The 12,580-nt window shown below is 65.3% G+C and carries 12 protein-coding genes; 6 read left to right on the top strand and 6 right to left on the bottom strand.

Annotated features, from left to right (window positions below):
- Positions 1–39: 39 nt before the first annotated feature.
- A complete protein-coding gene (locus OB905_09560) occupies positions 40–819 on the bottom strand; it encodes a hypothetical protein (GenBank protein ID MCU4926228.1) in 780 nt (259 codons plus the stop codon).
- A gap of 421 nt (positions 820–1,240) precedes the next feature.
- On the opposite strand from OB905_09560, the gene OB905_09555 reads away from it, so the two are divergent.
- The 3 genes from OB905_09555 to OB905_09545 all read left to right on the top strand — a co-directional run bounded on the left by OB905_09555 (position 1,241) and on the right by OB905_09545 (position 4,354).
- On the top strand, positions 1,241–2,326 hold the full coding sequence (locus tag OB905_09555; GenBank protein MCU4926227.1) for a M20/M25/M40 family metallo-hydrolase: 1,086 nt from the start codon (positions 1,241–1,243) through the stop codon (positions 2,324–2,326).
- Between the two features lie 69 nt (positions 2,327–2,395).
- Positions 2,396–2,758, top strand: coding sequence for a hypothetical protein (locus OB905_09550; protein MCU4926226.1), 363 nt, complete (start codon positions 2,396–2,398; stop codon positions 2,756–2,758).
- A 78-nt stretch (positions 2,759–2,836) separates the two neighbouring features.
- Positions 2,837–4,354 carry a carboxypeptidase M32 gene (locus OB905_09545; protein ID MCU4926225.1) on the top strand — a complete coding sequence of 506 codons (1,518 nt, stop codon included), beginning with the start codon at positions 2,837–2,839 and terminating at the stop codon, positions 4,352–4,354.
- A 37-nt stretch (positions 4,355–4,391) separates the two neighbouring features.
- Here OB905_09545 and OB905_09540 read toward each other — a convergent pair whose 3' ends face one another.
- The 3 genes from OB905_09540 to OB905_09530 form a co-directional block, all read right to left on the bottom strand.
- Entirely contained in the window at positions 4,392–5,099 is a 708-nt protein-coding gene (locus tag OB905_09540) for a hypothetical protein (protein MCU4926224.1), read from the bottom strand.
- Between the two features lie 76 nt (positions 5,100–5,175).
- Entirely contained in the window at positions 5,176–5,631 is a 456-nt protein-coding gene (locus OB905_09535) for a thiol-disulfide oxidoreductase DCC family protein (GenBank protein ID MCU4926223.1), read from the bottom strand.
- A gap of 85 nt (positions 5,632–5,716) precedes the next feature.
- A complete protein-coding gene (locus tag OB905_09530) occupies positions 5,717–7,315 on the bottom strand; it encodes an HTTM domain-containing protein (protein MCU4926222.1) in 1,599 nt (532 codons plus the stop codon).
- 128 nt (positions 7,316–7,443) lie between these two features.
- On the opposite strand from OB905_09530, the gene OB905_09525 reads away from it, so the two are divergent.
- Positions 7,444–7,923, top strand: a complete 480-nt coding sequence (locus tag OB905_09525; GenBank protein MCU4926221.1) for a hypothetical protein — start codon at positions 7,444–7,446, stop codon at positions 7,921–7,923.
- A gap of 86 nt (positions 7,924–8,009) precedes the next feature.
- A complete protein-coding gene (locus OB905_09520; GenBank protein ID MCU4926220.1) occupies positions 8,010–8,972 on the top strand; it encodes an ABC transporter substrate-binding protein in 963 nt (320 codons plus the stop codon).
- 122 nt (positions 8,973–9,094) lie between these two features.
- Here OB905_09520 and OB905_09515 read toward each other — a convergent pair whose 3' ends face one another.
- Complete coding sequence (locus OB905_09515; protein ID MCU4926219.1) at positions 9,095–10,621, bottom strand: sulfatase-like hydrolase/transferase; 1,527 nt, start codon at positions 10,619–10,621, stop codon at positions 9,095–9,097.
- 119 nt (positions 10,622–10,740) lie between these two features.
- On the opposite strand from OB905_09515, the gene OB905_09510 reads away from it, so the two are divergent.
- Positions 10,741–11,175: a hypothetical protein gene (locus tag OB905_09510; GenBank protein ID MCU4926218.1), complete on the top strand. Its 435-nt coding sequence runs from the start codon at positions 10,741–10,743 to the stop codon at positions 11,173–11,175.
- A gap of 29 nt (positions 11,176–11,204) precedes the next feature.
- Here OB905_09510 and hisS read toward each other — a convergent pair whose 3' ends face one another.
- Positions 11,205–12,503 (bottom strand): histidine--tRNA ligase, encoded by a 1,299-nt coding sequence (gene hisS, locus OB905_09505; GenBank protein ID MCU4926217.1) that lies wholly within the window; start codon positions 12,501–12,503, stop codon positions 11,205–11,207.
- Positions 12,504–12,580 lie beyond the last annotated feature (77 nt).

Genomic DNA, 12,580 nt, shown 5'->3' with positions numbered 1-12,580 from the left:
ACCTTCGTAAATAAAAGGCTGCGGGACACCGGACGGTGGTCAGTTCCCGTCCCCAGCGGCGGATTCCTCGAGCGGAACGCGGGTCGCCTGCTCTCGGTAGCTTTCATAGGCGTCGACTGCCCACTCGTAAAACGCCGGCTCCTGGCTCTCGATGCACGCGACGAACACGCCCTCGTCGTAGACGCCGACGAACGCGGTCTCGTCGGTTACCGTCATCCCGAACTCGATTGGCTGGTCGAGCGCGAAAATAGTAAACAGCGAGGTCGGAATCGCTTCCATCGGTGTCGGTGCCACCTCGAGTACCGATCGCGGTGTAATGAGCTCCGTTTCGACTCCCGCTGCGAGCAACTGCTCGTGCGTTTCGACGAACAGTTCACTGAACACCGGTGAGATTCCCCGGACCGTCTCCGTCGACTCCTCGAGTATGCTGTTTCGGTAGTGGCTGAGCGGCTCGTGGGGATTCGTCTCATTGGCTACGGAGACGGTTACGTCCTCGAGTAAGAGCGGGTCGAACTCGTCGTCGATGGCAGCGAGTTCGTCGATGATGTCCCCGTGCGCTTCGAGCACCGACAGTCGGTCTACAAAGGCCGTTGTGGCCTCACAAACGAACTCGCCAACCGGCGTGAGCTCGTAGCGACCGTCGACCTTCTGGACCCAGCCGAGCTCTGAGCACTGGTGGAGGTGTCGCTGGACGGTTACTCGCGAGACCGAGACTCGTTCGACGAGCGCCTGCGTGTCTCCCGGCTCTGAGCGAAGTTCTCGCAGAAGCGTGCGTCGATGTGGCGACCGAAACAGCTGTGTTCCCCACTCGTACCCCATTATCGACGACTTGTCTCCCGACCCCTCTTAGTACTTCCGTCGAGAATGACGTGGCTATTCGTCGATATCGGCTACAAGCGGATCTCTATCCCGAATATATCCGATTTAGCGCTGTTTCACACCCTGTTCTGATCGCTGCTACTGTTCAGTGACTGTACGCGGATACAGACGGTAAGGTAAGGACCGAAACCGGCGAACTGGCTGTTGCATTGCGGCAGCCACCGCTCCACAGCGTCTCACGCCCGTGGTCCTCGGTCGCTGTCGTGTGCCTCTGACACTTCGGTGGGCGGTACTCACAGAGCCGCCCGCTTTCTGCGCTGTTTAGCACCTGCGTAGCATAGACACTCGTCAGCTGACCCTCCAACGCCGGGTCCGTGACCGCCACCGGTGCACTCACGACGCTGGGACCCAACACTCGCCCATGACGACGGTCACCGAACTGACCCGCGAACTCGTCTCGATCCCGAGTCACGAAGACGAGGCTGCAGCCGGCCGATTCCTGGTCTCGTGGCTCGAACGCGAAACCGACGCGGCAGTCGTCCGTGACGACGCTGGAAACGTCATCGCTCGCACGGGCGAGGGCGCTCCGACGCTCGCGCTCGTCGGCCACCACGACGTCGTTCCGCCGGCCGATTCGCAGCTCGACGGCGACGCCTACCACCTCGAGGAGCGCGATGGCCGCCTCTACGGCCGCGGCACCGCCGACATGAAGGGCGCGCTGGCGGCCATGCTGCTCGCCTTTCGGGACGCCGACCCCGACGCCGAACTCGTCTTCGCCAGCTTCGCGGGCGAGGAACAGGGCGGTGTCGGCGTCCAGGCCGCGATCGAGGACGGCTTCGCCCCCGACTACGCCGTCGTCGGCGAGGGCTCGACGAACTATTCGGGAGACGACGTGACCGACGTCGCCGTCGCCCACAAGGGTCGCCGCGGGAGTACGATCCTCGCTCGCGGTTCGGCCGCCCACGCCAGCAACCCGGGTGCCGGCGAGAACGCAATTTACCGGGCCACTGACGCCGTCGATCTGCTCCGGGAGATCGAGCCACCGACCGTGTCGGTCGCCGGCGAGCGCCTCGCCGGCTCGCTCGTCGTTACCGAGATCGAGGGCGGCTCGGCCTGGAACGTCGTTCCGGATCAGTGTACGGTCACCGTCGACGAGCGAACGGTGCCGAGCGAACGCGCGCCCGTAGAGCGCGTTGCCGACGTGGCGGACGTCGAGTGGCGCGTCGACCAGGACTTGCCGCCGATGCGGTGTACCGACGACGCCTTCGCCGAGCTGGTGCTCGCGGCGGCCAACGCCGCCCAGCCCGCCGTGCCCGAATTCGTGACGAAACCCCACGCGACCGACGCCGGCTGGCTCGCCGCGTCCGGAACCGAGTGCGTCATCTACGGCGCCGCCGAACCCGGCGAGGCTCACACCGACGACGAGAGCGTCTCGATCGCCGTTCTCGAGCGCTGTTTCGAGACGTACCGCTCGCTGGCCGAGGGCTGGCAAGGCCCGATCGAGTGAGCGCGACGGTCGCCGGTCTTCGCCCATCGAGCGCTGCATTTAGGGCCGATCCGTGCGTCCCTCGGACCGATGCCCGCCGATCGCGATCCGGACGGCGACACCGCCCGACAGGACCGCCTCGAGCGCGCCGAGGAGCGGCGCAAGCGGGCCGCTCGAGCGGCACGAGCTCGCTCTAGCACCCAGTCGCCACAGGTTGCTGAGAACGGATCGGGCGACGGCGGCCCGAACCGCGGTCGCCTCTTTCAGCTCTCCATGTACCTTCGAACCGTCGCGTTCGCCCTCCTCGTGGTCGGCTTCATCGGGCTGACGGTCGCCGACGGCTGGCTCTCGCCGACGGAGTCACCGTACGCGCTCGTCTTCGGTGGTGGAATCGTCTGTGCGATCGCCTCGATCTACCTCGCGATCTACCAGCACGACGGCGCCGAGGCGTGAAAGTGCGGTGGCAGCGGGCCGTGTTCTCACTCGCCGGAACCACGACGTTGATGGGCGTTCTCGCCGTACCGCGAGCCAATGGCAACCGAGCAATCGGCGTCGGTCGAGGAGAGCTACGAGCAGCTCGAAGAACGGGTCGAACGCATCGCGAACGTCGGCAACGCCGCCGGCGTTCTGCGCTGGGACCAGGAGGTCGTCATGCCGGAGGCGGGGACGCCGGCCCGAGCGAAGCAGCTCTCGACGCTCTCGACGCTCTCCCACGAACTGCTGACCGCCGAGGAGACCGGCGACTTGCTCGATGCTCTCGAGTCGATCGACCTCGAAGCCGATCAGGCCGCGGTCGTCCGGGAGGTGCGCCGCCAGTACGACCGCGCCACGAGCGTCCCCGAGGCGCTCGTCGCCGAAATCTCGGAGGCGACGACCAACGCCCACCCCGCCTGGAAGCAGGCAAAAGCGGACGACGACTTCGAGGCGTTCGCGCCCACCCTCGAGGAGCTGGTCTCGCTCAAGCGCGAGTACGCGAATCACATCGATCCCGACGCGGATCCCTACGCCGTGCTCTACGCCGAGTACGAGCCCTACCTCGACCTGGAGACGGCAGAACGCGTCTTAGAGCGCCTACGCGAGGAACTCGTCCCGCTGATCGATGCGATCGGCGACTCGGACGCCGACCTCGCGACCGACGCCTTCGCCGGCACGTTCGCCGACGCCGACCAGGAGGCCCTCGCCCGGGACGTTCTCGATTCGCTGGGCTATGACTGGGATCGCGGCCGGCTCGATACGGCCCCTCACCCCTTCTCCTCGGGAACGCAGTTCGACGCTCGCGTGACGACCCGGTTCGACGAGTCGGACTTGCTGGGGTCGCTCACCTCGACGATCCACGAGTTCGGCCACGCGAACTACACGATCGGGCTGCCCGACGACGCCTACGGGACCCCGCTGGGCGAGGCGCGGGACCTCTCGGTTCACGAGTCCCAGTCGCGGCTCTGGGAGAACCACGTCGGCCGGTCGCGGGCGTTCTGGGAGCACTTCCTGCCGACCGCCCGCGATCGCTTCCCCGGGCTCGCGACCGTCACCCCGTGGGACGCCTACGAGGCCACAAACCAGGTCCACGACGACAACCTCATCCGCGTCGAGGCGGACGAACTCACCTACCACCTCCACATCGTGATCCGCTTCGAGATCGAGCGCGACCTGATTCGGGGTGACCTCGACGTCTCTGAAGTTCCCGAGACGTGGAACGATAAGTACGAAGAGTACCTCGGTGTCCGCCCCGAAACCGACGCCGAGGGCTGCCTGCAGGACATCCACTGGAGCCACGGCTCCTTTGGCTACTTCCCGACGTACTCGCTTGGCTCCGTCCTCGCCGCCCAGCTCTACGCCGCCGCCGAGGACGACCTCGGCTCGCTCGACCAGCGCATCCGTGCCGGCCAGTTCGACGACCTCAACGAGTGGCTCCGCGAGAACGTCCACCGCCACGGCAAACGGTACACGACGCCCGATTTGGTCGAACGCGCCACTGGCGAGTCGTTCGCCGCCGACGCGTTCCTCGAGTACGTCGACGAGAAGTACGGCGATCTCTACGACCTCGCGTAAGGCGCAACATCGACAGTGAGCAGCGCGAAGCTGCCGTTCAGAAGCACTCGAGCAAGTCGCCCTCTTCGACAGGGTCCGGCGTCTCTTCCTCGTCGTCATCGTCGGTCTGGTAGTACTCGGCCTCTGCGCGAACGACACCCGTTTCGTCGACTCCGTACACGGCGGCGTCTCCGTACGGGTCGGATTCTACAGTGCCCGCTCCGTCGCGATCGACGATGCTCGAACCCACGGTGTACTCGATACGAATTCGGTCGATGTCATCGTCCGCCTCGAGCGTCTGCGTGGCATCGTCTTCGACCGAGACGCTAAATCCGAGCAATCGATCCTCGAGCCTCTCGACTGCCCCGTTCTGTCTGTACGCCTGCTCGTAGTCGGAGACGAACGATCGCACCGCTTCCTCGGTGAACTCTTCCGGTGGGTCGGGGTACGGTTCGACACCCTCGCTTCGGAACGTTTCGGTCCCGTCGCCGAACGTGATCTCGTGTTCGGTGCACACATCTCCCGTCGGCTCCGGTCGGTCCGCGTTCGTACAGTCGCGGCGCCCGGCGATCGATTCCGATGGCGGATCCTCGATCTCTCCGCCCCCATCGGGCCACGACTCCTTCTGGAGGCAGCCTGGGACCTCGCCCTCGGATCCATCGTCGTCGGTTTCGTTTTCGTCTCCGCTGTCGAGTTCGTCGAGACAGCCGCTCACACCGAGGAGGACGCTCGTGCCACTCGCCGCAAGCAGGGACCGTCTGTTCATGGGATACGGATACCACACTCTCTACTGACAAAAAACTTCGTTGACAGGTTCCGCGGGCCCGGTTCGGACTCGCCCCTCAGGTCTCCTGTACTTCCGAGGAATCCGGCCCGGGGCCGCCTGCCAGAAACCGCGACTGGAGCTCCGGTGTCGGCATCATACACTGGTCTTTTTTCCCGAACCAGCCGTACCGTCGAGCGGCGACGAAGTCGTAGACGAGATTACGAAGGCGCGTGGGGAGGAACCGAAACGGCGGCAACAGCCGGTAGATCCCGCCGAGATAGGCCGCGACGCGGAGGACGGCGTCTGACTTCTCGTACACCCGCCCGTCGTCGATCACGACGACGGAGTCGAGATCGTCGGGGTCGACGTCGGTGTCTTCGAGGAGCTCCTCGGCGACCGACGACTGCAGTGGCGCGAATCGGAAGACGCCCTCGGGATCGCGCTCGATAAGAAACTGGACGGAGCCGGTACAGAGGTTACAGACCCCGTCGAACAGGACGACCGGATGCTCCGCCGAGACGTCTTCGGCCATTGCCGAATCAACGACACTTGGCCCAATCAGTGTTGTGCTTCTGGCAGTCTCGCGACGAAGAAACGGTCCAGCGACGGCGGTTCGGTTAGTCTGCTCGCGGGAAGTCCTCGGGCGGCTGGATGATCGTCGGATTCCGGTCGTCACAGCCGTGGTGGTAGAAGCGGTTCCACTCCTGGTCGCGGTCCTCGTGGGCCTGCACCGTGTCGTGGGTCACGTCCTCGGTGATCTCGTACATGTTGATGTGGGTGAGGGTAATGTCGCGCTCGTCGTCCCACGTCGTGCAGATGTCGTCTGCGACGAGTTCACGAATGTGTGGATCCGACCCCGAGCCGCGCCGGACGCTGTTCATAAAAAAGCGCTCCCGGTAGGTCCCGTGTTGCTTCTGTAACTCCTCGTGTGGTCTGTCATAGCGCAACTCTCGGTCGTTGTAGACATCGTAGTACTCGCCGTCCTCGTCGACGGCGGCGAAGACGTAGTACCGGTCCGTCGTTCGCGGCGTCGGCGCGAAGACGCCCCACTCGGGCTGGTCGGCCGAGAAGCTCTGGGCGACGTTTTCGATCTCCTGTTCGGGGCCCAACTCGCCCTGAATCGCACCCGCGAACTGGAGGAACGTAATCGTCGAAAAGAGGACCATCGAGGCGACGACGAGGATGATCGCGACGGTGTGTAACTCCTCGCGCCCCTTCCTGATCCGCGGTGAGTCGATACGGATGTCGGGGACGTATCCAGCAACCCGGGCCAGCCGATCCGGGAGCGCCGCGAGTCGCGAGCCCAGCAGCCCCACCCGGTTGGCCACCGTCGAGAGGTCGTCCCAGAACTGCGCCTGGAGGAACAGCGTCAGGCCGGTGATACAGACGTAGGAGAACGCCCCGATCCGGACCGTGAGCGCGAACGAGGCGTGGCCGGCCATTAACATCCCCGCGAACAGCATCCGCGGGCGTCCGCGGAGGAAGAACATGAGCCACGACAACGAGAGTAAGTAGAGCCAGGTTAGCCCGCCGATTTGCAACAGCACGGAGAACTCTCTGACGATGTCTCCGATGAGGTAGGTCATCTCGTCCAAGCCGAGCACCAGGGGGGCGGCGTCGCCCTCTCTCCACAGCGACGACTGGACCTTGTGCAAGGCGTTGACGACGTACATGAAGACCATCTGCCCGAGAATCAGGAACGACGCGATGCTCGCGACGGATGCCCGCGGCGCCCGGTCGCGGTGGACCGCGTCTATCGACCAGCGCTCGCCGAGGGGGAGGAACATCGCCCAGAACAACAGCAGTCGGAAGATGATGTCGGCGTAGCTCGTCACCAGCGGGTTGTGGTGGTCGAGCGAAATGACGAACAGAAAGGAGAGGATCGTCGCGAGCCGGGTCCGGTAGCCGACGATCAACTGGACCGCGATCAGCGCCTGAATCACGAACAACGCCGCCAGCAGGTCCGGATTCGAGGTCATAAAGTAAAACGAGAAGGCGCCCTCGGAGGTGACCGACGTCGCCAGCTCCTGTGGCACGAGCCCGTCGTCGGTGTAGTAAAACGAGAAGTTTCGCGACCGAAGCAGCATGTCCGCGACGATGAGCAGCCCCAAAAACACCCGAAAGACTGCCAGCGTCCGCGTATCGATCCGCACGCAGTTGCGCAGATACGCGTGAATGCGCTCTGTCGAGATGGAGGGGAGGGCGGAGTGGACCATCGGTCCAGAAAGGTCAGCCCAGTACTATATGTATTTCCCCACACTCCAGGCAGCTGTCGGTCTCTTCGAGCAGCCGTCCTTGGATATGCCGGGTCAGCACTCTCGGGCTGTGGCTGACTGGGTGTGGTATGCGCCTCTCGATTCCCGGCTTCCCCGGCGTCTACTACGAAACCGACGCGAAAAACACCGCCGCGACCGTCGCGTTGAGCGCCGCTGCGAGGCGCGCACCGAAACCACAGGGGTACGCCCTCCACGTCCTCCCGACACTCTGGTCGTTCGAGGTCGATCTCCGCGAGGTTCCCGCCGATCATCCCCTCCAGTACCTTCATCCCGAGGGCGCACGGAGTCTCGCTACCCTGACGACGAATCCCGACGCGCAAGCCGTCGGAACCGATCTCGAGGCCGTCGTGCGCTTCGCCTGGGAGGTCAATCGCGAGGCCGGCGCGGCCGCCGATCGGATGATTGAGGGCGGACCGTTCGGTCCGGTCGACGCCCCAGAGCGCGGCGGTGGAACTGCGGAGGGAACCGTTATCGAGATCGACGATGGGAGCGTCGCGGTCGGCGGCTCGGAGCTCGACACCGACGAGTTCGACCCGGACGACGAGTGATCCGAGAGCGGAGTGCACTGATCGAACCCAACTGACCACCGCTGTCGACGGAGCCACTTTTGTCCCGCCCGCCCCTATCCCCATCTATGCGAGTCGTCACGACGCTGCCTTCCGCGACGGAAATCGTCGCCGCGCTGGGAGTCGACCCAGTCGGCGTCTCCCACGAGTGCGATCACCCGCCGAAAGCGGTGTTGGCTCCCGCAATTACTCGATCTCGGATCGACGCCGACGCCTCGAGCGCGGAGATCGACGGGCAGGTTCTCGAGGTCGTGTCGGGAGGCGGATCGACCGATGCGGAAGCCGACGACAACTCGGGCGTCTACGACGTTGATGTCGAAACGCTCGACGCGATCGATCCCGACATCGTCGTTACCCAGGGACTGTGTGACGTCTGTGCAGTCGACGAGGTCGTCGTCGCCGACGCTCTCTCCGAGATCACTGCCGATCCCGAACTTCTCACAACCGATCCCCACACCGTTACGGACGTCCTCGACGACGTCTCACAGATTGGCGCGGCGATCGGCCGTGAGGAGCGGGCGGCCACGCTTCGGAACGAACTGAGTGGTCGAATCGACGCGATCCGTGAGCAGACGGGGGATCTCGATGGATCTCGTCCCCGTGTCGCGATCTTCGACTGGACCGACCCCGTCATGCTCGCTGGCCACTGGACTGCAGAGTTGGTCGAGGCGGCCGGCGGAGAGTACCCTGTGGGCGTCGGCGAGCGCTCCCGTCCGCGCGAGTGGGACGAGATTCGCGCCTACGATCCTGAGATAATTGTCGTCGCTCCCTGTGGGTTCGACCTCGAGCAGACGGCCGACAATCGGTCCGACCTGACGGATCGCGAGGGGTGGGACGACCTCGCTGCGGTTCGGAACGGTCGCGTTTGGGCGATGGACGGCGATCAGTACCTGAACCGGCCTGGCCCGCGTCTCGTCGAGACGCTCGAAGCTCTCGCTCCCATTGTTCGACCCGAAGCGTTCGACGACCGGGATCGGCCGGGCGAGTCGGTCGCAGTTCCGTTCGATCGGCTCGAGTCGATTGCAGCCTGATTGACCGGCCGGAATCGATCGCCGCCTGACCGACCAGCCGGAATCGCTCGTCGCCCGACTGCGGCGTCGCCAGTTTTCTGACGGCGAGTTTGCCGTCGCTTTGGAACACGCTCGGCGTCGGCTCAGTCGAACGTTCCCGGCACCCACTTCCGGTTCGGATCGTCCGTGGTCTCCATCCACTCGACGAGTTGGTCCTGTAGCTCCCGGCGGACGCCCTCGTACTCGGGGTGGTCGACCAGGTTCTGTAGCTCCGCGGGATCGCGCTCGAGATCGTACAGCTCGTTCACGTCGGGGCCGTTGTAGACGAACTTGTACCGTTCGGTGCGGACCATCCGTTGGGTGTAGAGCCCGAACTCCTCGCCGTGGTACTGCGAGAACGTGCTTTCCGGCCAGTCTGCGGGCGCTTCGCCGCTGTTCTCCAATAGTGGGCGAAGGCTCCGCGTCTGGAACGACGCCGGCACCTCCGACCCGCCGATCTCGAGGAAGGTCGGCGCCAGGTCGTGGAGGTGCACCGGCGCTTCGCAAACGGTTCCGGGTTCGACGACGCCGGGCCAGCGGACCTGCAGCGGGATCCGATAGGTGTCGTCGTACATCAGCGGCCCTTTGTTGAACTGGCGGTGGGCCCCCGCGAAGTCGCCGTGATCGGCAGCGTGGACAACGACGGTCTCCTCAGCGAGCCCGGTCCGCTCCAACGCATCCAGAATGCGCCCGAGCTGGTCGTCGATCAGGGAGACGAATCCCCAGTACTTCGCGACCGCCTCGGACCAGGTGTCCCAGTCGAAGCCCTCGACGCTGCGGTAGGAGAGAAACGCCTCGTGGACGCGGGGCTTTCCGTCGAACGTCTCGGCGTAGCTCTCCCAGGGACCGATCTCGTCGGGGTCGTACATCGAGGCGTAGGGTTCGGGGACGACGTAGGGGTGGTGAGGACCGTAGAAGTCTGCCCGGTGGAAGAAGGGCTGGCCGCCGCCAGCGGCCGCGCCGCCGCCGTCGCCCGCGGCCACCTCGCCGCCGGTTCCCGAACCGTCGCCCCCTTCTGCATGGGCTTCGATCGCGTCGACCGTCCGTTCGGCGAGGAAGTACGCTCTGGTCTCCTCGACGTCGACGGGCGTCTCGGCGGCTACCAGCGTCCCCGTCTCGGGGTCGCCGTCGGTGTAGATCTCGTCTGCGAGATCGATCTCGTCGGGATGAACGCCGAGCTCCTCGCGATACTCCCGGAACGCCTCGTCGATGTCGTCGTGGTGTGTGTCGCTGCCGCCGAGATACGAGAAGCCGAACTCTTCGGGCGTCTGGTCGCGGCCGACGTGCCACTTGCCGGTGTAGGTCAGCTCGTAGCCCGCCTCCGAAAGCACCTTGGAGAACGTCGGCAGCTCCGGAGACAGGTTCGGCCGGATCGCGTCCGCCTCGTGGCTGTTGTTGAGCATCCCGTGGGCATGAGGAAACAGGCCCGTCAGCAGCGAGGCCCGCGCGCTCGTACAGATACTGATCGGCGTCACCGCCCGCGAAAAGCGCATCCCCTCGGCGGAGAGCCGATCCATCGTGGGCGTCTCGACCGGCGGCCCGTCGGGGGCGGTGCAGTCGTAGCGCTCCTGATCGGTGAGGACGAACAGCACGTTTGGACGGGCGTCGTCTTTCGAGGAGGTGTCGGCCATCGAGCGCCCTACACCGTTGGGACAGTTAATACCGCCTCCCGCCGAGAATTTATCCGGAGAGCGCCGCCGAGGACTGCGTCTGGAGAAGGCACTTACCTGATGGTGTGGATACAAATCGTATGGATCGACGGACGCTCATCGGCACGGCCGGACTCGCCCTCCCTGCAGCCGTGACCGGCTGTCTCGATGCCGACCAGTCCAACTCGGACGATACTGAAGACAGCGATTCCGACGACGGAGGTCGAACACCGGACCGAGTGTACGTTCGCGCAGAGGTGTTCACGGCGTCTCCGGAGGGGGAGACTTACCCGCCCGACCACGACGTCCTCGACGGGTTCGAACCGCTCGACGCGTTGCTACACCGAATCGATGACCGCGACGACGTTTCGGACGGCGACACCGTCGTCAGCGACCCCGTGTTGTACGGAAGCGAGGAGCGAGAGGAACTGGAGACGCAGTGGGAGGCGATCCAGACCGACGCTGACGGTCCGGCGTTCGTCGCGTACGACGACCTGTATCTCCGCCTCGCGTACGTTGAGGAGTTCGACGACTGACCGACCGACAGCGCTGACTCGCTCTCTTGCTACTCGAAGTCCGCGATCGTCGGCTGCTCTATGTCTCCGGGGAACTCCCCAACTGGCACCTGCGTCTGGTCACCGCTTTCCATGTCCTTTATGGTCACCTCGTCGTTCGCTAAGTCTTGTTCGCCGGCGATGACGACCGTCTCGGCGTTGATCGAGTCGGCGTAGTTCAGCTGCGCGCCGAACGACCGGCCCGCGACGTCGGATTCGACGACGTGACCTCGCTCGCGCAGATCGCGGGCGATCCGGGCGGCCTCGGGGCGGGTGTCGCCGACCTGGAGGACGTAGTAGTCCGTGGTGACCTCCTCGGCGGGCCAGACGCCGGCGCGCTGGCACAGCAGGGGGAGAGTCGCGTGGCCGGGCGCGACGCCGACGGCGGGCGTCGGCTGGCCGCCGAAGCTCTCGATCAAGTCGTCGTAGCGTCCGCCGCCGAAGATCGACCGCGAGACTTCGCCCGCCGAATCGAAGCACTCGAAGACGACGCCGGTGTAGTAGTCCAGTCCACGGGCCGTCTCGAGGGAGATCGTACAGTACTCGCGGGCACCGAAGTCCGCGGCGGCGTCTAAGACGGCCTGGAGGTTCTCGACGGCGTCGGTGACGCGCTCGTTCTCGGCGAACGCGACCACGTCGTCTAACTCGCCGCCGGCGATCAGCTCGTCGAACTCGGCGGCCTGCTCGTAGGTGAGCCCGGCCGCGACGAGGTCGTCGTGGTACTCCGCAGTCTCGAGTTTGTCCGATTTGTCGACCGCGCGGATGGCCTCGTCGATCTCGATATCTTCGTCGTAGGTTTCGAGCACGCCCCCCAAGATGTCCCGATGGGAGATCCGGAACTCGAAGTGCTCGCCGGTGAGTCCCAGCCCGGTGAGGGCGTCGGCGGCCCAGGCGAGGATCTCGGCGTCGGCCTCGGGTTCGCTCGAGCCGAAGATGTCGACGTTGGTCTGGTAGAACTCGCGCTGGCGGCCCTGCTGGACCTGCTCGTAGCGCCAGAACGACCGCGTCGAGAACCACTTGATCGGCTTCGAGAGCGCCTGCTGTTTCGCGACGACCATCCGGGCGACCGTCGGCGTCAGCTCCGGGGTCAGCGTCACGTGGCGCCCGCCCTGGTCCTCGAAGGCGTACAGTTCGTCGACGATATCGTCGCCGCTCTTGTCCGTCCACATCTCGGCGCGTTCGAGCGCGGGCGTGCCGATCTCGCGGAAGCCGTAGCTGCGGGCGGTGTCTTCCAAGCTATCGATGGTCTGCCGTCTGGCAGCCATCTCGCCGGGGTAGAAGTCGGGAAAGCCCTTGATGCCGTCGTACATGACCGGTGATTCGGCGAGGGCGACCTTCTAACCTTTCGTTCGCGGACGGGACGCTGTGGCGGCGGTCGTTTCCCGAT

The sequence above is a fragment of the Halobacteria archaeon AArc-dxtr1 genome (genome assembly GCA_025517425.1).
In the GTDB taxonomy this organism is placed as follows: Archaea; Halobacteriota; Halobacteria; order Halobacteriales; family Natrialbaceae; genus Halostagnicola.
This window is presented reverse-complemented; position numbering and strand designations above follow the sequence as displayed.

Coding starts and splice junctions, on each gene's coding strand:
- OB905_09560 (MCU4926228.1), bottom strand. CDS start 819: ATGGGGTACGAGTGGGGAACACAGCTGTTTCGGTCGCCACATCGACGC.
- OB905_09540 (MCU4926224.1), bottom strand. CDS start 5,099: ATGAACAGACGGTCCCTGCTTGCGGCGAGTGGCACGAGCGTCCTCCTC.
- hisS (MCU4926217.1), bottom strand. CDS start 12,503: ATGTACGACGGCATCAAGGGCTTTCCCGACTTCTACCCCGGCGAGATG.
- OB905_09515 (MCU4926219.1), bottom strand. CDS start 10,621: ATGGCCGACACCTCCTCGAAAGACGACGCCCGTCCAAACGTGCTGTTC.
- OB905_09555 (MCU4926227.1), top strand. CDS start 1,241: ATGACGACGGTCACCGAACTGACCCGCGAACTCGTCTCGATCCCGAGT.
- OB905_09510 (MCU4926218.1), top strand. CDS start 10,741: ATGGATCGACGGACGCTCATCGGCACGGCCGGACTCGCCCTCCCTGCA.
- OB905_09525 (MCU4926221.1), top strand. CDS start 7,444: ATGCGCCTCTCGATTCCCGGCTTCCCCGGCGTCTACTACGAAACCGAC.
- OB905_09520 (MCU4926220.1), top strand. CDS start 8,010: ATGCGAGTCGTCACGACGCTGCCTTCCGCGACGGAAATCGTCGCCGCG.
- OB905_09550 (MCU4926226.1), top strand. CDS start 2,396: ATGCCCGCCGATCGCGATCCGGACGGCGACACCGCCCGACAGGACCGC.
- OB905_09545 (MCU4926225.1), top strand. CDS start 2,837: ATGGCAACCGAGCAATCGGCGTCGGTCGAGGAGAGCTACGAGCAGCTC.
- OB905_09530 (MCU4926222.1), bottom strand. CDS start 7,315: ATGGTCCACTCCGCCCTCCCCTCCATCTCGACAGAGCGCATTCACGCG.
- OB905_09535 (MCU4926223.1), bottom strand. CDS start 5,631: ATGGCCGAAGACGTCTCGGCGGAGCATCCGGTCGTCCTGTTCGACGGG.